The organism is Hymenobacter nitidus, assembly GCF_020447315.1.
Lineage (GTDB): Bacteria > Bacteroidota > Bacteroidia > Cytophagales > Hymenobacteraceae > Hymenobacter > Hymenobacter nitidus.
In genome coordinates this window covers 307,494-325,850 of sequence record NZ_JAJADQ010000003.1, presented here as the reverse complement: position 1 = coordinate 325,850, position 18,357 = coordinate 307,494, and the positions used below count along the sequence as shown (strand labels likewise).

Below are 18,357 nucleotides of genomic sequence, written 5' to 3'. Positions count from 1 at the left end.
CTGTTCTTCTATGACGTACATCAATGCTGAGCTGCGCCTAGCGGGCCATACCTACCCGCTGGCCGCCTGCTCGTTTGGATTTCGCCAGAATACCGATGCCCGGGGCCGGCCCAACTCGAAAGTAACGGGCACACCCCTGCAGTTGCTGCTCGATGGGGAGGAAGGGACCGAGCTGGCCGAGTGGGCCAGTTTGCCCGACAGCCTGCGCAGCGGGGAAGTCGTGTTTTTCCCCGACGACGTGACCCAGCCCCGCCGCACCCTGGCCTTTACCGATGCCCGCTGCGTGCACCAGCACGTGCAGCTAGTGCCGGGCGCCGACGAAGCGGCCCACCATTGTCTGCTGGTGCTTTCGGCCCAGCAGCTGGAACTAGACGGGCAGGTGCTGGAGCAGCGCTGGAATAAGCCGCCCAAGACGCGGGCAGCGGCCAAAAAAGCCGCTGCTAAGGCCGAAACGCCGACGGAAGCCTTAGCTGCCAGCCAGCAGATAGCAGCAGAGGCTACACCGCAGCTCTCGAAAAAGGAACGCTACACGGCCCGCCGCACCCTGATGCAGTCGGCCAGCACGAAGCTTGGTCAGGTGCCGCCAGAGCTAGCCGGGCCGCCCGAAGCCAACGTGCAAAATGCGCTGACTCGCCTGGAGCGCAACAACATAGCCGTGGAGCGGGCCCGCCTGAGCGGCCATGTCTATAACAGCGACAAAATACCGCCCGTACCTGAGCCCGAAGGCTGGCACATGCTGAGTGCGCCAGAACTGGCGCAGGTAGGCGCCAGCCCTGAACTGCTACTTGACCCCAAAACCGGCTTTAAAGCGGCCATATATCAGTCGAGCTTCGAGGTACCGCCCAAACTGGTAATTGCCTACGCCGGAACGGAGGATAAGCCGGATATCATGGCCGATTTACGCCAGGGCATCGGCCTAGAGGAGAAACAGTATAACCAGTCGATGCGGTTGGCAGACGTCGTGGTCAAGCAGATCGGCAAGGCCTCGGTCGAAACGACGGGCCACTCGCTCGGTGGAGGGCTGGCCTCGGCCGCCAGTGTTATTACCGGCACCCAGGGCTACACCTTCAATGCGGCGGGCCTTCATGTAAACACCATTAAGCGGCCACCCTATAACCTCTCCCGGCAGGTCATGAAGGAGGCTTCCAGCCTGATTGAAGCCTACCGCTCCACCTCCGACCCGTTGAATAACATCCAGAATGGAATGCGTATTCCGGGCGGAGTGGTGCTGCCAAAGGCTCTGGGTACCTCCCGCCCCGTGACACCCGCCCCGCAGTGGCAGCACCAGTGGAAGGATCTGGCGGCGCTGAATCCCTTTAAGCCCGCCGTGACCATGGCCTTGCACGGGCACGGTATTGCCCCGCAGATGGTAGACCACATCGAACATGAGAAAGATCAGGATATCGGTACCATTACCAACTATCTGGGGTCATGAGGCTACTGGCTGGCGTCAAGCTTTTCTCTGCTGCCCTATGCTGGCTGTGGCTCTCGCTCATCTCCCTCACCCAATGTCATTCCATGGAATCGTCCGCTAACCCAATCTATAAGCATAAGCCTGAAGAGTACTTTCCTACTAGACCGGCGCTAACGCTTGCGCAAGCCATCCGGGAAGATAATGTGGCTAAAATTGATGCTGTTTTTCGGCAGCATCCCGACCTAAATCCGAATCTGGAAGGCAAGCAGGGCGTCACGTTTCTATTGTGGGCCTACTCGCACCACCATGTGAAATCGTTGCAGGCATTGGTGGCCCATAAGGCCAACGTGAATCAGCCTTTGCACCTGCCCAACAACAGCGGCGGAGTAGATACCACACACCTGCTTAATATCGCCACCGAAGGCCCCAAAGACGAGCTGCTACTGGCTTTGCTGGAGCTGGGTGCCGACCCCAATAGCCGTGATGAGCGCAAGATGCCAGCTCTGCATAATGCCATATACATCAATAACTATACGCGCATGAAAATGCTGCTCGACCACGGGGCCGATATCAATGCCACAGATAGTGCGGGCGGGACGATAACGGCAACGTTGGCCAGCCTGAACAATTTTGAGATGGTGTATTACCTGCTCGAAAGGGGAGCCGACTGGCGCACGAATAATAACGAAGTAGCTGTAAGCACTCAGGAGAAAAGCGTGGGCAACGCGGAGGCTACTCAGTGGCAGATCAAGGTGAAACAGTGGTTGCTGGCGCACGGCGTGAAGTTTCCGGTGCCCTCATCAGGAGCCAAACGCTACGCGGCAATCCGGGAGCGGTGGGAGCAGACGCCGGAAGGAAGGGCCTGGCGCGAAAAGCTCGATGCCCTGGGCGCCCAGCCCGAGGTGGTAGGCAAGCCCTGGGTCCAGCAGGAAGATCAGGCGGTGGCCGCTATGAAAGCCTGGATGCAGCAGCAGGGCATTCCCGAGCCGCCGTTCTTTATGCCTTCACCGGGCGGCAAATAGCCAGGCCACTGACTTTAAAAGCCGCACCCGGCACTGCTGCTGTAGCAGTGCCGGGTGCGGCTTTTTTGCGAATTACAGACTTTACAGTGCCGAAGTGGCCACGCTCACCTCGTAGGGCAGGTTCATGGCCGACTGGCTGGCCAGCAGCACCTGCAGCTCCTGGGCCGTGCGCTGCCACTCCGGTGCCGAAAGGCGGCTGCCCGGTGCGGGCGTGAGCACCACCCGGATGCAGCGCACGAAGCCCGCCGTGGGCGTGGTGCCATTGCGGAAGCCCTTCTCAATATGCACTTGGCTGAGCTGATTGCCCAGCTCGGCCCAGCAGGCCGCTCGGATATCTTCTACTGTCACGATGCGGTTGCGGCTGAGCAGGTTTTTGCGCAGCGTATGCACCCGCTCCTCCGGGCGGGGTCGTTCGCGGCCGCCGCTGGTGGTCGTTACTAGCTGCACGCCTTCCAGGTAATGTCCATCGTAGACCTGCAGGCGGCTGCCGTTGGGGATACGGTTGCCCGCTTCTCCGTCGCTGGACCAGTACTCCAGGTACACGCTGTCGTTGGGGTCTTGGGGGCGCAGCATCACGTAGGGAGCCGGGTCGGTAGCCAAGTCGGTGGCGGTTTGGGCCAGTCGCTCTTCCAGGCGGGCCAGACTTTGGTTTAGCTCGCGCAGCGTGTTGGCGACAAAATCGGTGCCGGTGGCCGTGAAAGCCCGGCTTTCGTCGCGCAGCAGCTCCAGCAGCTCCAGCAGGGCCTCCTTACCCGAGCGGGCATCGAAGCGGCCAGCACCGTAGCGGAGCGTGTAGGTGTCAATTTCGTTTTCCTGCAGGCTGCTCAGGGTCGTGGAGCGAAACACGACGTTGCGCAGGCTATACACCTCCCGGATGGCCAGGAAGGCTTCTTCCGAAGCCAACGGGAAGATATTGAGGGCGGGCTGCAGGCGAAACAGCTGCTTGTTGAGGCGGCGGTTCAGCACGGGAAAACAGTTCAGGCCGCATGTCACCGAAGAGAGGGCCTCCGGGGGCAAGGCGTGCGAAAAGCGCACTTCCAGCCAGATCAGCGGCTGGGTAAAGGATTCCAGCACCTCCGGGGCAAAGCGGGACACGAGCGGTGCGGGGAAGGTTTCGCGCAGGTAAAACGCTAGTTCAGCGCCGGGGGAGGGCAGCACGCGCACAAAATTGGGGGCGTAGAGATGGCGCACATGCTGCTCTACGCGCTGCAGGAAATCGTACTCCTGGTGCAGCAGAGGCACCGTTTCGCTGTCCGTTGAATCGAGCCCCAGGGCTACGGGCAATGTGCGTTCGGCCAGGCGCCAGGTCTCGCCGGGCAGATAAGCCAGGTAGGCGTCGCGGCGGGGCTCATTCAGCCAGTCGAAGTAGAAGGAGAGGTCAGCCAGGGAAGTTACCTCCGGATTCAGCTCCAGCCCAAGCCAGAGGCTGCGGTGCTCGGCCGGCTCGGGGCGGGCGGCCATGGCCAGGGGGCGCTTCTGCCCGCCTGCTTCGGCCCGCCAGATCTGGTCGTCGGTGGCCAGGTAGCGGATGGCGCCATCGGTGAGGCGAGTGGCCTGCAAAGGCGAGAAGAAGGTAGCCGGGCCGGCCGCAGCCCGGCCCGCAGCCGTGCGGTGGTACGCAAACTGGGCGTCGGCGGGCAGCAGCGACACCGGTTCCCGGGGCTGGGCGTGGGCAATGGCGTGGGCCGGGCGCGGGGCATCCACCACGTCGGGGTTCAGCAGGCTGGCCAGGCGCTCTACCAGCCGGTATTGCGTGTTGTTGATTTCCTGCCCGATTTTTTCCAGCTCCACGGCGCAGGCTTCCAGCAGCAGCTGCACCAGGGGGTCGAAGCCTTCCATATCGGCCTCGCTGTAGCCCCACATTTCGGCCGCCTTCTGGGTGAGGCGACTTTTGATACCGGCTCTGGTAAAATCTTCGGAAGCGTGCATAAATTACAGAATAAGCAAAGAATAGGAGCGGGCCTATACTACCGATAAGGGGGCCACAAACAGGCTGGCCCGGAAGGCAAACGGCTCGTTGGTGCGGTGCAGCACGGCCCGCACGGTCACTTCCAGCCGCTTGCGGATGCGCTGGTTGATGCCTTTCATTTCGAAATCCTCGATGCCGACCAGCACTTTTACCTGCTCCAGGCGCGGCTCGCGGGCCGCTATGGTCTGCTCCACGGAGCGCTGCACATTGTCTTTCCAGCGCATGGTGGTCATGGCCTCAAAGTCCTGCTGCCAGACCACGCAGCCAAAGCCCGGGTCGAAGCGCGACTCGCCGAAGTGGGTTGTCAGCATCAGGTACAAGTGTTCGGCAATGGACTCCTGCACCGAGCAGCGGGCCAGGGGGCGGCGCTGCAGCAGATCCTCAAAATTGAGCGGCAGGCGGTAGTACTGGTGGCTCATGCGGGCGTGGAATTAGCCGCCGAACAGGCCCCGCTTGCGGCCCAGTTCTTTGTCGATGGAATCAATCATTTTCTCCACGCTGGCCTTCATGTCTTCCGAGCTGGGATTCTGCAGAATGGCGACAAAGCCTTTGCGGGCCTGTTCCAGCATTTCCTTGCGCTGCTCCTTGCTCATGTTGGCCGCCCGCAGCCGCAGGCAGTCGGCATTCACGAAGTTGACCTGATCGGAGAGCAGGGCCACTTGGTTGCTGCTTTCCTGCAGGCGGCGCTGCAGATCAGCCGACCGGGCGCTGCCGCCCCCGCTGCTGCTGCCACCACTATAGCCGCCGCCCCCGTAGCCACCACCGCCCCCGCCAGCGGCCGGAGCCGGACGGTTGGCTGCCGCCGCCTGAAAGGTGGCCAGCAGCTGCTTGGTTTGGGCCAGCTCGGCCGCAATCTGTTCCTTGCCCGATACGTCGATGCCGCGCTTATCGAGAGACTGCCGCAGAAAGTCCACGGTGCTGCGGTTGCTGCGGAACAGGTCGAAGTCGCGCAGAATGTTATGGGCCAGGCGCTTGTTGGTCAGGAACTGCATCTGGGTGGAGTCGCGCCGCAGCTCGCTGAGCGTCACGGCAATGGCGTTCAGGTAGTCCTGGCTGCGCTTGTTGAGCTCCCCAACCACGAGGTCGTTGCTTTCCGTGCGCAGCTGCCGGTCGGTTAGCTCAATGCGCTGCAGGTAGCCGGTCAGGGTGTCGAGCTGGGCCAGCAGCTTGTGCTGCTCGTCGCGGGTGCGTTGCAGCTCCCGCTTCAGATTCTTGTTTTCATCGGCGATGGTGCCGTCGGAAAACAGGAAGTAGGACGCCAGCAGCGGCAAGGCCAGGGCTAGCAGGTAAAAGAGCGTGAATTTCCACAGACGGGTGGTACGTTCGGTGTGGTTAAGGGGCTTCATGCAGGCGGGAAGGGTTACGGGCGAAGAAGAAGGTTAGAAAGGATTCCACCGCGTAATGGGTTTTTCCGGGGCAGCGGCCGGCGCCACCGGATTCTCGTTGATGAAGGTTTTCCAGCCCTCTTTGTTCTTGCCGATGTACTCGAGCTGGGTGAGCTGCCGGAACACAGTGGCCACCAACTGCCAGAGCGCCACCTGCTGCTCCAGGTGCTCGTGCACCCGGTGGTGGTCGTAGCGTAGGGTCACGGCCGCGTGCAGGGCCCCGAGCAGCGTAGCCGGCGCCGTTTCCGACCACTGCTCGAAGTACTTGAGCAGCTCTTCGCGCTCGGCCTCGGTAAAGCATTCCAGGGCCGTTTTTACCTGCTTGGCCATGCGCAGCAGCGTGTCGAGCAAGTAAATGGGCGGCTGCTCGGCAGCACTCAGGTGAAGGGTAGTCAGGTGCTGGGCCAGGGCAAACACGGTACGCTCGGCCAGAAACTGCACCTGCTCACTGAGGGCGCTTTTCTTGTCGGCCCGCAGCTTCACCTTGTGAATAACCTTAAAGGCGTCCGTCTCGACCTCCTGCAACAGGTGCTCGATCTGGTGGAGCCACTTGAGCAGACCGGGGTGGCTGGTCAGGGCCGTGCTGGGCGGAATAAACTGGGGGACGGCGCGCAGCATGCTCTCAGCGTACACCAACTCGCCCACCACCAAGTGAAAGGAGCTGACCGCCGCCGTGTTGACCTGCTGGGTGGGCACGATGCTCAGTTGGTACTCGGGCCGGGTATAAGGGTGGCGCGGGGGCACCTCTTCGGGTGCCGGCTGGCCCATGGGAACCCGCACGTAGGGGTTCACCGAGGCCACCACGCTGAAGCGCAGCTGCTCGGTGGCCGGCAGGTTGAACTCGTGCAGCAGCTGGGCCAGACTGGTGCGCAGCGTGAGTGGCTCGCTGCCGCTCGTTATTTCGAGGCGCGCCCCGCCGGCCGTAACGGCCCGGCAGTGGGTGAGGCGGGCCGTCACGCTTTGCTGCTGATCGACGCTGAGCAGCAGCTCGAACGAGGACAGACCGTGCGAGTCGGTGGGCAGCAGGCCGTAGCGGTGGGCGCTCAGGCCCAGGGCCGTCGCGTCGCGCAGGTGCTCGGTGGTAAACTGTTCAAGCTCGGTGAAATGACGGCGGGATATCTTCATCCCATCAACCCAGTTCACGGGGTAATGCTTGATTTCGGGTAGCATAGAAAAGGACAGAAAGGAAAGGATAGATGGTGGAGCAAGTTAGGCAAGCGCCACCGGAACGGCGCCCCGCGGCTAGCTGGCCACGCGCTGGGCCACAATAATGTCGCCCTGCTTGAGGAAGTTGTCGCGGAAGCTGTAGTCGGGGTTGATGTAGCGGCGGGGTTTCCACCAGGGCTGTTTGGCGTAGAATATCCAGCCGTAGGCCCGGCCCTGCTCATCGAGGTACTGAATGGCCTGCTCGGGCTTGAGCACGTTGTAGTCGGAGAGGAAAATCTGGAACAGGTCGCTGAAGTGCATTTCGTAGGGCGCCTTCGACGAGAAGTCGTGGTAGAGGGCTTCCCCAAACCGGCGCGACATCCAGAAATGTATCACCATAAAGTTGCTCAGGTCCATGCGGGCCAGGTCGGGGCCGGGCGAGTTGGGCTGGTAGTACCACAGCTTATACTGCTTCGTCGGAATCTGGAGCCAGGAGCGGTAGGCCTCGTAGAAAAAGAAAGGCACCACGGCTGGCAGCGTCGCCATAATGAAGGCCGTCGGGGCGGTGCGGTCTTCCAGAGCGGGCAACCACACCAGTAGGGCAATGCCCGCGGCGCCGGCCATCCAGCCCAGCACCGTCATGACGGTGCCGTGTACCCAGCCGTCGGCGTCGAACCACGACAGCCACCGGCTTTGGGCGTAGAGGTGAAAGATGCCCAGGAGCAGGGCCGCGGCCTGCACCAGCAGAAACGTGACCTTGTAGGAAAGCGGGCTATAAACGGCTCCGGCCCCCACCAGCGCGAAGAGCGCCATGCTGGCCAGCATATATAGAAAAATACTGATGAACTTTGGATTTTGCTGGAGGCTGGAGCGGGCGTTGGAGAGGGTATTGCTTGCCGTGCTACGAGCGTGTGCTTCCGGGTTGATGTTCAGCATAGGGGGCTAGCGGTACTGGATAAAGACGGAAAACCTGATGGATCCGGAATAAAAAAGGCTGTTTCTTAGTCCGGATTAGATAATATTGGCAGCACGAATGCTTTGGCCGGGGTCTTCACAGTACCCAATTTGTGTGAAACTGGTTACCCATCCGAACCGGGGAGCATGCGCCAATCGGTTGTAAGTTGTCAGAAAAAAGGTAGTATGCCAAACCCAAGCGCGTATGGACGCTTTTTCGAAACGGTGCCCGCCGGGCCAATCCGGCCCGTTGGGGCGGCCCCGGCCACCACACCGCGGCAGCTGCTGCACCAGCTGCGCCGCCGGCCTTTCGACCTGCGCCTGGAGGTAGTAGTAGCCGACCTGCTGGCCCACGGCTACCGCTTCGACGACTTTATCATCCGGCCCGTGGGCCTCTTTGCCCGCCGCTACCGCCGCGACATTGGCACCGTGGCCGAGGAGCAGCCCGAACGGTGGCTGGCCGCCAAAACGGCAGTGGAAGTGCACCGGGAAGGGCTCTACGATGCCTTGCCCCAGCAGCTCTTTCATCACCCCGGCGACCCAACCCAGCAGGGCGTACGGGCCATGATTGAGGATATCCAGGTCCAGCGCCGCCGCGAAAAAGCCACCCGACGCTTCTTTCTGCCCTTCGAGCAGGAGTTCTACCGGTTTCGGGTCCTGCTCGAACAGGAGGAGCGCCGCTACATGACCAACCTATCGGCGCAGTGGTACAACGAAGTGCTGGCCCGCTTCTGGGAGCTGTCGGGCTACCTGCCGCCCCGGCAGGTGACGACACTGCTGTACCTACTGCCCCTGGCCCACCGCATCGTCGGCGACCTGGAACGCACCCAGCAGGTCTTTGAGAGCGTGCTGGAAATGCCCGTGCGCCTGCGCACCGTGGCGCCGCTGCAGTTTAACAATCAGGCCATCCAAACGGCTGAGGGCACGGCCGGAGCGCTACTGGGCCAGGGCGAGCTGGGCCGTGACTTTGTGCTGAGCGGAGCCTACCAGGAAACCCTGCCGGCCCTGGAAATCAGCCTGCACTCTTTATCCACGGCCCAGCTGGAGGTGTACCTGGCCCCCGCTACCTGGCAGGCCCGGGCCCTGCAGCTGCTGTGCCAGTATTTCATTGCCTTCGAAACGGATGTAGTGCTGCACTACGAGGTAGCTGCTACCAGTCAGAGCTTTGTATTGGCCGATGAGGGTGAAACTGCCGTGCTGGGCTACACCACCTCCGGCCTGTAGCCCGGCCACCGGTAGTTCCGGAACCAGCAGCGCCGCTTTGCGGGTAGCCCCACCTACATCCTGCCAGACGGTATTTACGAAAAAAGCCCCGGCACTGCTGCCGGGGCTTTTGCAATCTGATGGCGCCTGAAAGACGCCTGGCACGGATGCTTACAGGTTGCCGCGCAGGGCCTGTTCCCGCTCGATGCTCTCGAACAGAGCCTTGAAGTTGCCTTTGCCGAAGCTCTTGGCGCCTTTGCGCTGAATGATTTCATAGAACACCGTGGGGCGGTCCTCCACCGGCTTAGTGAAAATCTGGAGCAGGTAGCCTTCCTCATCACGGTCTACGAGCAGGTTCAGAGCCTTCAGCGACTCCAGGTCCTCGTCGATGGCGCCGATGCGCTCCAGCAGGTCTTCGTAGTAGGCGCCGGGTACGGTCAGGAACTCCACGCCGCGGCGGCGCAGCTCGGTCACGGTAGCGCGGATATCCTTGGTGGCAATGGCAATGTGCTGCACGCCGGGCGAGTGGTAATAGTCGAGGTATTCCTCAATCTGCGACTTTTTCTTGCCCTCGGCCGGTTCGTTGATGGGGAACTTCACGTAGCCGTTGCCGTTGGAAACGACCTTCGACATCAGGGCTGAGTACTCGGTGCTGATGTCTTCGTCGTCGAAGGTGAGCAGCAGCTTGAAGCCCATTACGTCCTCGTAGAACTTCACCCACTGGTTCATCTCGCCCCAGCCTACGTTGCCCACGCAGTGGTCCACGTGGAGCAGGCCCACCGGGGTGCTCTGCGGCACACCGCTGCTCTTGGCCACAAAGCCCGGCATGAACGGACCGGTATAGTTGGTGCGCTCCACGAAGGTGTGCACACTCTCGCCGTAGGTATAGATGCCCGAGAGCGTAACGCTGCCAAACTCATCCTCGATGGTGTAGGGCTCGAAGGCCGAGCGGGCGCCACGCTTGGTGGTTTCCTCCCACGACTTGCGCGCGTCGTCGACCCACAGCGCCATTACCTTCACGCCGTCGCCGTGCTGGGCCACGTGGCGCGTAATGTCGGAATCGGGGAGCAGGGAAGTGGTGAGCACCAGCCGGATTTTACCCTGCTGCAGGACGTAGCTGGCCCGGTCGCGCAGGCCGGTTTCGGGGCCGGCGTAGGCCACCAGCTCGAAGCCGAAAGCGGCTTGGTAATAGTAGGCGCTCTGCTTGGCGTTGCCGACGTAAAACTCCACGAAGTCAGTGCCTTTCAGGGGGAGGAAGTCGTGGGCGGGGTGGGCCTGCACCTCAGGCGAAGTCATTGTTTGCATGGCAGTATAGAAGGTAAGGAGGCGGGTGGAAAAGGGGTTGTCTGGGTAAAAATACAGGTTTGGCGCAAATCGTTCCTATTCAGCCCAACATGGCCCTGGCCCGGCGGAGTATGGCGTTTGCCGGTTTTGGTGCGTACAATTGCAGAATCCTACGCACCTTTGTGCATTAACCCTTTTTTCCCCGTAGCTATGAATAAGGAGGAACTCAACCAGGCCCTCGTTGCGCTGATCGAAAAAAAGCAGGAGCTGCACAAGCTGACCTACGACGATGCCCGCTACGACGACGTGGAAGAACAACTACACGATCTGGAAGACGATTTTAATGAGGAGTATGGCCAGTACCTGGAGGAGGTGCTGGAGAAAGTACACGAGCAGCTCTGCCCCGATACGGACGTGCTGCTGCCCACGGCTTACCTGCCCAACGATATCAAGGGCGACACCGGCTACCTGCCTTCGCACAAGGAAGGCGTCTGGGTCGATTCGGACGAATTCCCCGGCAAAGAAGCCCGCCTCGTGCTGGTACCCAACCCCACACGCCTGATTCTGTCGGTGGGCAAGAGCGTACGCAAAGAGGTCTGGAAGGCGTAAGGACGCCCCTGATTGACACCCGATAGGAAGTGGGGTCTGGGTGCGGCAGCTGGTTTTGGTTGGGGCAAGTAGTGCCCGGCTGAGCTACCTGCGGCGCGCAGGCCCCCTTGTTGTTTTGGCCGGTATTCTATTCTATAGCCATGAGCCCCGCCGCATTTCTCTACCGCATTGCCGACCAGTCCGACTGGGACCGGGCGCAGCAGACCGGCTTTTTTGCCAGCCCCGATTTGGCCAACGAAGGCTTCATTCACTGCTCCCACCAAACCCAAATCCTGGAAACGGCCCGGCGCTACTACGCCGGCCGCCGGGACATGGTGTTGCTCGAAATTGACGAAGCGCGGCTGCTGGCGGCCGGAGTGCGGGTGGAGCGGGAATGGGTGCAGGCGCGAGGACAGGCCTTTGCCCACGTGTTTGGCCCCATTCCCCTGACCGCCATTATCCGGCCGCTGCCCTTTCAGCCCGGTGCCGACGGGGCATTTGCCTTGCCGGCTGAACTAGCCGGAAGCCGGCAGCCGCCGGGGAGTAGTTAGTTCGCCCGAGGCTGCTTATGTTTGGGCAGGACCCGAGAAAAACCCTGCTCCGGCTGCCACGCAAGCGGCTATTCCCGGCTCCTATCCTTAATACTATTATGTTGTTTTATGATTGAGCGCTATTCCCTGCCGCAAAAAGCGGCTTTTGTCCTCCTGGCTCTGGCCGGTTTTAGCAGCTGCGGCCCGTCCTATTACCTGGCCGTGAAGCCCAGCCAGCCCGATAGTGAGTGGCACGACGGCCGCAAAGCCGTAAGCACCAATTTTGACCGGGTGGAAGTACAGATATGCTACTCTCACCTGCGCGACAAGGAGCTGATGTTTGAGGTGGAAGTCCGCAACGGCTCCGACAGTGCGGTGACCATCAACCCCAGCTCGTTTTACTACCATCCCGTGGTGCCGGACCAGGTCACGGCCAAAAAGAACGGCGTAAAGCTCAACGGCAACGTGATTATGCCCTCCGTGGTGTATGCCGTCGACCCCGAGGCCCGGATTCAGCAGATCAGTGCCAAGCTCCGGAAGGAGGCCCGCAAAGCCACGGGTACCAGCGCGCTGGAATGGTTTAGCCTGGCCGGCAACATTGCCGAAAGCCTGACGCCGGTGAAAGGCACCGAGCAGGAAAAGAAGGCCGAAGCGTGGCGCCGCGAGGATAAGCGCATCAATGACGAAATCTTCTTCGAAGAGCAGCGGATTCAGCACGCCCAGCAGGCCAACCAGGCCGTAGTGGATAAGCAGCTGTGGGAAGTGGAGGTGCTGCGCAAAAACACCCTGCAGCCCGGCGAGCTGGCCCGCGGCTACGTCACCTTCCCCAGCTACGAGCAGACGGCGCTGCTGCGCGTATCATTGCCCGTGGGCCGGCGCACCCTGTTCTTTGATTTCGACCAGGACCGCAAGAAAAACCAGTACGAGCCCATGGCGCGACCAGCTCCGGTGCCGCCCACGGCTACTACAACTCCGGTTGGGGCACCACCGCAGCCTGCTACGGCTCCCTAAGCAAAAAGCCCTGTTAGAAATCTAACAGGGCTTTTTTATGACATATACTGTGGCGGCTACATCAGATCGGCCAGCTCCAGCCACCGCTCGCCTTTGGCGTCGAGGTCCTTATCGGCTTGCTTGAGTTCGGCGGCCCAGTCGGCCAACTCCTTGTGGGAGCCGGTACCGGCGTTGAGTTGCTCGATGAGCTGCTGCTTGCGGGCTTCAAGCTTCTCAATGTCCTTTTCGAGCGTCTCGTACTCCTTTTTCTCGGCAAAAGTAGCTTTACGCTTAGGCGCTCCGGCCGAAGCTGGCGGGGCCGCTACGGGCGCTGCCGAAGGCGCAATGCCGGCCGCGGCTTTGGCCGTCTGGGCCTTTTCGCGGGCGTATTCCTCGGCCTGGTGCTCCTTCTGCCACTCGCGGTAGTCGGTGTAGTTGCCGGGGAACTGCCGGATCTGGCCGCCGGGCTCCAGCACGAATACGTGCTCCACGAGGGCGTCCATGAAGTACCGGTCGTGGGACACAATAAGGATGCAGCCCGCAAAATTCAGCAGGAAGTCCTCCAGGATGTTGAGCGTGATGATGTCCAGGTCATTCGTGGGCTCATCGAGAATCAGGAAGTTTGGATTCTTGATGAGCACGCGCAGCAGTTGCAGGCGGCGCTTTTCGCCCCCGCTCAGCTTGCTGACCATGGTGTACTGCTGGGCCGGCGGAAACTGGAAGTGCTGCAGGAACTGCGAGGCCGTCACGACTTCGCCGTTAGCCATTTCCACCACTTCGGCCACTTCCTTCACGATGTCAATCACGCGCTGGGTTTCGTCGAACTCCAGCTCGGTCTGGGTGTAGTAGCCGAACACGGTGGTCTGGCCCGCGTCTACGGTGCCGGAGTCGGGCTGCAGCTTGCCGGTCAGCATGTTCAGCAGCGTCGACTTGCCCGCGCCGTTGGGCCCGATCAGGCCGATGCGGTCCTTCTTCTTGAAGACGTAGCTAAAGTCGTCGAGCACCACATGGTCGCCGAACTGCTTGTGTAGGTGCTCAACTTCGATAATTTTGCCGCCTTGGCGCGTGGTTTTCACGCTCAACTCCATCTGCGGGCCGCTGATTTTGGTTTTGGCCTTCTCCTGGGTTTCGTAGAAGGCGTCGATGCGGGCTTTCTGCTTGGTACCGCGGGCCTGGGGCTGGCGGCGCATCCAGTCGAGTTCCTTGCGCAGCAGGTTGCGGGCCTTTTCCACTTCAGCCACCTCAATCTGCTCCCGTTCGGCCTTTTTCTCCACGAAGTAGGAGTAGTTGCCCTGGTAGCGGTACACCTTGCCCTGGTCCATTTCCACGATTTCGTTGGCAACCTTGTCCAGGAAATACCGGTCGTGGGTTACCATCAGCAGCGTGAGGGAAGGGGAGGCCAGACGGCCTTCCAGCCACTCGATGGTGTCGAGGTCCAGATGGTTGGTGGGCTCGTCGAGAATCAGCACTTCGGGCTCCTCAATCAGCACCCGGGCCAGGGCCACGCGCTTGCGCTGTCCGCCCGAGAGCATGCTCACCTTGCGCTCCAGCAGCTCGCCCAGAATACCCAGGCGGCCCAGAATCTGCTTCACCTGGGCTTCGTAGTCCCAGGCGTTGAGCGAGTCCATAAGCTCCATTACCCGCTGCAAATCGTCGGGCTTGTGGTTCTCATCGTTCACGACGTGCTCGTAGTCGCGGATGGCGGCCAGCGTGTCGTTCTGGGAGGCGAAGATGGTGGCTTCCACCGTCAGGTTTTCGTCGAACACCGGCTGCTGGCCCAGGAAGGCCACCCGAATGCCCTTGCGCACGCTCACCGAGCCGGTGTCGGGCTGCTCTAGGCCGGCCAGTATTTTCAGCAACGTGGTTTTGCCGGTACCGTTGATACCAACCAGCGCCACGCGCTGCCCTTGATTCAGACCAAAGCCCAGCTCGCGGAAGAGCCAGCGGTCCGCGTAGTTTTTTGAGAGGTTTTCCCCGGAAAGCAGATTCATGCCGCAAAGGTACGGCACTGAACGCGGTAAGCCAGCCCGAACGGCCAAATAAGCATCCAGCGGGAAACCAGACTAAATAACGCGGATGCGGTCCACGTTGCGGTCGTCGCGCAGAATCTCCAGGCCCTTGTAGGCCAGGGGCCGGCCAGTGTTGGTCGTTAGCTCGCCACCGGCGCTGTGCCGGTCGGCCACGTCGAGCACCAGCTGGGTGTATTTCCGCTCCCCTAGCTCAATGGCAACGGGGCGGCCGTGGCTGGAATCATAGGCGACCAGGGCGCGGTCAATTTCTTCCAGAATTTTACTCATGGGGAGAAGGGTGGGCGTGCAGAGTGCCGTAATATAGAATATTGCCCAAATAAGTGAAGCGCTACAGCATTTAAATGCGGGTGCTGTCGTCCGCTGAAAAAGGCCTTACCTTCGCCCCGTATGGCATCTTCTCCAACTTCTTCCGATCTGAGCCGCCGCCCCATCGGTGTGTTCGACAGCGGTATTGGCGGCCTGACCGTAGCCCGGGCCGTGAGCCGGGTGCTGCCCCACGAGCAGCTCGTGTATTTCGGCGACACGGCTCACTTGCCCTACGGCGACAAGTCGACAGCCGCTATTCAGGCCTACAGCGTTAAAATCTGCGATTTGCTGCTGCGGCAGCACTGTAAGGTCATTCTGATTGCCTGCAACTCGGCTTCGGCGGCGGCCTACGAGCTGGTGCGCGAGTACGTGGGCTCCAAGGCCCGGGTGCTCAACGTTATTGACCCTATCGTGGCCCACGTGGGCGAGGCCTACGCCGAGCGCACCGTGGGCCTGATCGGGACCAAGCAGACGGTCAATTCCAACGTGTACAAGAAGAAGATTGACGACCTTGACGTGGGCGTGGAGCTTCGCTCGTTGGCTACACCGCTGCTGGCCCCGATGGTTGAGGAAGGCTTCTTTAATAACACCATCAGCGAAAACATCATCAGCTCTTACCTGGCCCAGCCGGTGCTGGCCGATATTGAGGCCCTGGTACTGGCCTGCACCCACTACCCGCTCATCCAGGACCAGATAAAGGCGTACTACGAAGGCCGCGTGGCCGTGCTCGACGCCTCCGACGTAGTGGCCAGCCACGTAAAAGCGTATCTGGAAGCCAACGGGCTGGCCGCGCCGGCGCAGGCTGCGCCGCCCCGCCACCAGTTCTACGTGTCCGACTTCACGCGCTCCTTCGAGGAAAGCACCCGTATTTTCTTCGGTCAGGAAGTGCACCTGGAGCATTACCCGCTGTGGGAGTAGCCTCGGTGGGTACCCAACGGGCTGCAACCCGCGTACTAAGTCGCAGGACTTTATATTGCCCCTAACCACGAGCCTTCATTCTTTTCCTCCCGATCTAACCGCCATGAAAAAGAACTATTATCCTCTGGGCGACTGGCGCCGCAATGCGCTGTTGGTAGCCGCTGCCGCCAGTCTGGGCCTCGGCCTGTTGCCCGGCTGCTCCTCCGATTCGGGCTCTGATACTGCCGGTGCGCAACAGGAGTGGGGCAGCGGCAACGAAGGCAGCTACTCGGAAGGCGTCATTACAGAAATGACCGAAACCACGCCCGGCCAGTGGAAAATTACGGCTGAGCGGCCCGCTGGCAAAGAGGAAGTGGCTGCCATCATGCGCCACCACGACGGCAAAGTAGATACCCTGCAGGGCGCGGCCTTGCAGCGGCAGATGCAGGACTACAGCCGGCAGTATCCCGAAAACCGGGTGGGCGGCACCAGCATGATGGATGTGCTGATGTGGAGCAGCATCGGCTACATGGCCGGCCGTTTCCTGACGCCCAACCCGGGCTACTACGCCAATCCGGGCATCATGCAGCAGAACGGGGCCTGGCGCCAGCGCGTGCAGGGTGAGCGGCAGCAGGGGCGGGGTTTCTTCGGCCGTGGCTTTTCGGGTACTGCGGGGAGCAGCGCGTCGTCGGGTATTCGGCCCAGCACGTCGGTATCCCGCTCCCAGGTGCGCAGCAGCGGCCCACGCTTCGGGCGCAGCAGTGGCTTTGGCGGCCGCAGCAGCTCCGGCGGCTTTGGAGGGTAAGCTCAGCATCCACTCGCAAAATCTATTGGGATGAACACAATTCAACTGTTGCCATTGCCTGGCAATGTAGGCCCGGCTGTGCGCGGCCTGGGGTGGGAGTGGGCAGTGGAAGAAGCCTGCGAAAACTACGTGGCTCAGGAAGCCGTGCTATTGCCCGAGGCCGAAGCCGATGCCCTGCTGGCCGCCGCCGACACCTTATATGATATGATGGTGCGCGCCATTCCTGATAATGTGCCCGACGACCTGCTGCGGCTGCTGGCAATTCCGCCCAACCTGTGGGCCGCCGTGCGCCACTCCTGGAACGACGACCGGCACTGGCACCTCTACGGCCGCTTCGATCTGGCCAGCACGCCCGAAGGACCCAAGCTGATTGAGTTCAATGCCGATACAGCTACCAGTATTCCGGAAACGGCAGTAGTGCAGTGGGCCAGCCTGGTAGCAGCCCAGCAGGATGATGATGAGCGGCAGGCCAACGGGCTGTTTGAGGGCCTGGAGGCGCAGCTTAGCCACTGGTTGGGCCTTAATTCCGACTTGGAAAGCACTCTGTTGCTGGTGCACCTACCGGATAGTGCCGAAGATGAAGCCAACTGCGCGGTAGTGGCGGAAGCAGCTCGTGCAGCTGGGTTTAGTCAGGTATACGTGTGCCCCGTCGATGCCATGCAGGTGTCGGTAGCGGGGCAGGAGCGGGGCGTGTGGGCCGAGGTAAAGCCAGGCGAGTGGCTACGGTTTGGCTTCCTGTTTAAGCTGGTGCCCTGGGAGATTCTGGCCGAAGAAGAGCCGCAACTCACCGCCGATTTAAGCCAGCTGCTGCTTAGCCGCGACGTTGTGGTTGCCAATCCCGCCTATGCCCTGCTGTTGCAAAGCAAGGGCCTGCTGGCCTGGCTGTGGCAGGTGTATCCGCATCACCCGTTGCTGCTGGAGGCCTCGTTGGAGGATCTGGCCGGGCGCTACGTGCGCAAGCCGCTCCTGGGCCGGGAGGGGCAGAACGTAGTGGAAGTTGACGCCGGACGAGTTTTGTACGAACAGCCCGGCAGCTTTGCCCAGCAACCCCAGGTGCGGCAGCGGTGGGCCGAGTTGCCCCGCGACGCCCAGCAACGGCGCTATCAGGCCGGAGTATTCTGGGCCGGAGAAGCCTGCGCCCTAAGCTTCCGCCGGCAGGCCGGGGTTATCACCAACTTATCGGAATTCGTGCCGCATGTGCTAAGCTGACCTCAAAACAGGTCTGCAGCTATGGGAGAAGGTGCTTTGGGGGGCAAACCGTTGCTATACAAGCAATGCGGATAAAATATTATGCGAAAAGATAGAGTATGGTGTTGTATTATTCTTTTAAATAATTAAGTTTAATCAGTAGAATAGTTAGTTGAGCTTACTCTTGCCTAGCTAGCAAAGTTTGGTTTTCTCTTCTCTCAACCCTCCAGCAAGCCTGTATCGTTATGAATAAGTGTGTAAGCCCCAAAATTGAAGTGCCGGTTTCCACTTCTCCTACTCCGCACACGCTTATGGTGTTGTGGTGGCGCCCTTGGATGATGGGGCTGGGGTGTTGGTTGGGTTTGGTCTTGGCTTCTGCCACGGCCTAGCTGCTCTGTTTGCTACGGCTCCTCACGCTGCTGACTACAGGGAGGCGGAGTGCCTCCCGGGCTCAAACGCTTCTGGCTAGTTATACTCCCACCGCAGTGGCTGTTGAATGTTGCTACTTTATAAGAATCAGGTAGCCTGGTTACGAGTCGGGTATATATTTATATATTAATATATAAACGTGATGCCAGTATTTAAGAACAGATGCCAATGCTGAGGTGGAGTATCTGCTTTTAAGCACAGCAACTCCTTACACCTT

17 protein-coding genes are annotated in these 18,357 nt (G+C 60.9%); 9 read left to right on the top strand and 8 right to left on the bottom strand.

What is annotated here, in order from left to right; genetic code table 11:
• Positions 1-10 precede the first annotated feature (10 nt).
• Together tssD and LGH70_RS07360 are read left to right on the top strand one after the other, a co-directional pair.
• Positions 11-1,435: a type VI secretion system tube protein TssD gene (gene tssD / locus LGH70_RS07365; RefSeq protein ID WP_226184246.1), complete on the top strand. Its 1,425-nt coding sequence runs from the start codon at positions 11-13 to the stop codon at positions 1,433-1,435.
• Between the two features lie 182 nt (positions 1,436-1,617).
• Positions 1,618-2,436, top strand: a complete 819-nt coding sequence (locus LGH70_RS07360; RefSeq protein WP_226184244.1) for an ankyrin repeat domain-containing protein — start codon at positions 1,618-1,620, stop codon at positions 2,434-2,436.
• Between the two features lie 81 nt (positions 2,437-2,517).
• On the opposite strand, the gene LGH70_RS07355 is transcribed toward LGH70_RS07360, so the two are convergent.
• The 5 genes from LGH70_RS07355 to LGH70_RS07335 form a co-directional block, all read right to left on the bottom strand.
• Positions 2,518-4,365: a type VI secretion system baseplate subunit TssF gene (locus LGH70_RS07355; protein WP_226184242.1), complete on the bottom strand. Its 1,848-nt coding sequence runs from the start codon at positions 4,363-4,365 to the stop codon at positions 2,518-2,520.
• Positions 4,366-4,398: 33 nt separating this feature from the next.
• The gene (locus LGH70_RS07350; protein ID WP_226184241.1) at positions 4,399-4,824 is read right to left on the bottom strand and encodes a GPW/gp25 family protein; all 426 of its coding nucleotides are present in this window, start codon (positions 4,822-4,824) and stop codon (positions 4,399-4,401) included.
• Positions 4,825-4,836: 12 nt separating this feature from the next.
• On the bottom strand, positions 4,837-5,751 hold the full coding sequence (locus tag LGH70_RS07345; RefSeq protein ID WP_226184239.1) for a hypothetical protein: 915 nt from the start codon (positions 5,749-5,751) through the stop codon (positions 4,837-4,839).
• Between the two features lie 33 nt (positions 5,752-5,784).
• On the bottom strand, positions 5,785-6,960 hold the full coding sequence (locus LGH70_RS07340; protein ID WP_226184237.1) for a hypothetical protein: 1,176 nt from the start codon (positions 6,958-6,960) through the stop codon (positions 5,785-5,787).
• A gap of 72 nt (positions 6,961-7,032) precedes the next feature.
• On the bottom strand, positions 7,033-7,872 hold the full coding sequence (locus tag LGH70_RS07335; RefSeq protein ID WP_262905262.1) for a TssN family type VI secretion system protein: 840 nt from the start codon (positions 7,870-7,872) through the stop codon (positions 7,033-7,035).
• A gap of 204 nt (positions 7,873-8,076) precedes the next feature.
• On the opposite strand from LGH70_RS07335, the gene LGH70_RS07330 reads away from it, so the two are divergent.
• Positions 8,077-9,114 carry a type VI secretion system baseplate subunit TssG gene (locus tag LGH70_RS07330; protein WP_226184233.1) on the top strand — a complete coding sequence of 346 codons (1,038 nt, stop codon included), beginning with the start codon at positions 8,077-8,079 and terminating at the stop codon, positions 9,112-9,114.
• 150 nt (positions 9,115-9,264) lie between these two features.
• Here LGH70_RS07330 and hppD read toward each other — a convergent pair whose 3' ends face one another.
• Positions 9,265-10,398 (bottom strand): 4-hydroxyphenylpyruvate dioxygenase, encoded by a 1,134-nt coding sequence (gene hppD / locus LGH70_RS07325; RefSeq protein ID WP_226184231.1) that lies wholly within the window; start codon positions 10,396-10,398, stop codon positions 9,265-9,267.
• Positions 10,399-10,587: 189 nt separating this feature from the next.
• Here hppD and LGH70_RS07320 point away from each other — a divergent pair, with 189 nt between their 5' ends.
• The 3 genes from LGH70_RS07320 to LGH70_RS07310 all read left to right on the top strand — a co-directional run bounded on the left by LGH70_RS07320 (position 10,588) and on the right by LGH70_RS07310 (position 12,506).
• The gene (locus LGH70_RS07320) at positions 10,588-10,986 is read left to right on the top strand and encodes a hypothetical protein (RefSeq protein WP_226184229.1); all 399 of its coding nucleotides are present in this window, start codon (positions 10,588-10,590) and stop codon (positions 10,984-10,986) included.
• 140 nt (positions 10,987-11,126) lie between these two features.
• Complete coding sequence (locus LGH70_RS07315) at positions 11,127-11,516, top strand: DUF952 domain-containing protein (protein ID WP_226184220.1); 390 nt, start codon at positions 11,127-11,129, stop codon at positions 11,514-11,516.
• Positions 11,517-11,624: 108 nt separating this feature from the next.
• Complete coding sequence (locus LGH70_RS07310) at positions 11,625-12,506, top strand: hypothetical protein (protein WP_226184219.1); 882 nt, start codon at positions 11,625-11,627, stop codon at positions 12,504-12,506.
• A gap of 56 nt (positions 12,507-12,562) precedes the next feature.
• Here LGH70_RS07310 and LGH70_RS07305 read toward each other — a convergent pair whose 3' ends face one another.
• Together LGH70_RS07305 and LGH70_RS07300 are read right to left on the bottom strand one after the other, a co-directional pair.
• Positions 12,563-14,476 carry an ABC-F family ATP-binding cassette domain-containing protein gene (locus LGH70_RS07305; RefSeq protein ID WP_226184217.1) on the bottom strand — a complete coding sequence of 638 codons (1,914 nt, stop codon included), beginning with the start codon at positions 14,474-14,476 and terminating at the stop codon, positions 12,563-12,565.
• A 72-nt stretch (positions 14,477-14,548) separates the two neighbouring features.
• Positions 14,549-14,782, bottom strand: a complete 234-nt coding sequence (locus LGH70_RS07300; RefSeq protein ID WP_226184216.1) for a hypothetical protein — start codon at positions 14,780-14,782, stop codon at positions 14,549-14,551.
• Positions 14,783-14,902: 120 nt separating this feature from the next.
• Between LGH70_RS07300 and murI the strand changes: the two genes are divergently transcribed.
• The 3 genes from murI to LGH70_RS07285 all read left to right on the top strand — a co-directional run bounded on the left by murI (position 14,903) and on the right by LGH70_RS07285 (position 17,732).
• Positions 14,903-15,739 (top strand): glutamate racemase, encoded by an 837-nt coding sequence (gene murI, locus LGH70_RS07295; protein WP_226184215.1) that lies wholly within the window; start codon positions 14,903-14,905, stop codon positions 15,737-15,739.
• Positions 15,740-15,842: 103 nt separating this feature from the next.
• Entirely contained in the window at positions 15,843-16,523 is a 681-nt protein-coding gene (locus LGH70_RS07290; RefSeq protein WP_226184214.1) for a Cj0371 family chemotaxis-regulating polar lipoprotein, read from the top strand.
• 30 nt (positions 16,524-16,553) lie between these two features.
• The gene (locus LGH70_RS07285) at positions 16,554-17,732 is read left to right on the top strand and encodes a glutathionylspermidine synthase family protein (RefSeq protein ID WP_226184212.1); all 1,179 of its coding nucleotides are present in this window, start codon (positions 16,554-16,556) and stop codon (positions 17,730-17,732) included.
• Positions 17,733-18,357: the final 625 nt, after the last annotated feature.

Bases quoted from the DNA above. Each gene is read 5' to 3' on its own strand.
- tssD (WP_226184246.1), top strand. From the start codon at position 11: ATGACGTACATCAATGCTGAGCTGCGCCTAGCGGGCCATACCTACCCG.
- LGH70_RS07355 (WP_226184242.1), bottom strand. From the start codon at position 4,365: ATGCACGCTTCCGAAGATTTTACCAGAGCCGGTATCAAAAGTCGCCTC.
- LGH70_RS07350 (WP_226184241.1), bottom strand. From the start codon at position 4,824: ATGAGCCACCAGTACTACCGCCTGCCGCTCAATTTTGAGGATCTGCTG.
- LGH70_RS07345 (WP_226184239.1), bottom strand. From the start codon at position 5,751: ATGAAGCCCCTTAACCACACCGAACGTACCACCCGTCTGTGGAAATTC.
- LGH70_RS07340 (WP_226184237.1), bottom strand. From the start codon at position 6,960: ATGCTACCCGAAATCAAGCATTACCCCGTGAACTGGGTTGATGGGATG.
- LGH70_RS07335 (WP_262905262.1), bottom strand. From the start codon at position 7,872: ATGCTGAACATCAACCCGGAAGCACACGCTCGTAGCACGGCAAGCAAT.
- LGH70_RS07330 (WP_226184233.1), top strand. From the start codon at position 8,077: ATGCCAAACCCAAGCGCGTATGGACGCTTTTTCGAAACGGTGCCCGCC.
- hppD (WP_226184231.1), bottom strand. From the start codon at position 10,398: ATGCAAACAATGACTTCGCCTGAGGTGCAGGCCCACCCCGCCCACGAC.
- LGH70_RS07320 (WP_226184229.1), top strand. From the start codon at position 10,588: ATGAATAAGGAGGAACTCAACCAGGCCCTCGTTGCGCTGATCGAAAAA.
- LGH70_RS07315 (WP_226184220.1), top strand. From the start codon at position 11,127: ATGAGCCCCGCCGCATTTCTCTACCGCATTGCCGACCAGTCCGACTGG.
- LGH70_RS07310 (WP_226184219.1), top strand. From the start codon at position 11,625: ATGATTGAGCGCTATTCCCTGCCGCAAAAAGCGGCTTTTGTCCTCCTG.
- LGH70_RS07305 (WP_226184217.1), bottom strand. From the start codon at position 14,476: ATGAATCTGCTTTCCGGGGAAAACCTCTCAAAAAACTACGCGGACCGC.
- LGH70_RS07300 (WP_226184216.1), bottom strand. From the start codon at position 14,782: ATGAGTAAAATTCTGGAAGAAATTGACCGCGCCCTGGTCGCCTATGAT.
- murI (WP_226184215.1), top strand. From the start codon at position 14,903: ATGGCATCTTCTCCAACTTCTTCCGATCTGAGCCGCCGCCCCATCGGT.
- LGH70_RS07290 (WP_226184214.1), top strand. From the start codon at position 15,843: ATGAAAAAGAACTATTATCCTCTGGGCGACTGGCGCCGCAATGCGCTG.
- LGH70_RS07285 (WP_226184212.1), top strand. From the start codon at position 16,554: ATGAACACAATTCAACTGTTGCCATTGCCTGGCAATGTAGGCCCGGCT.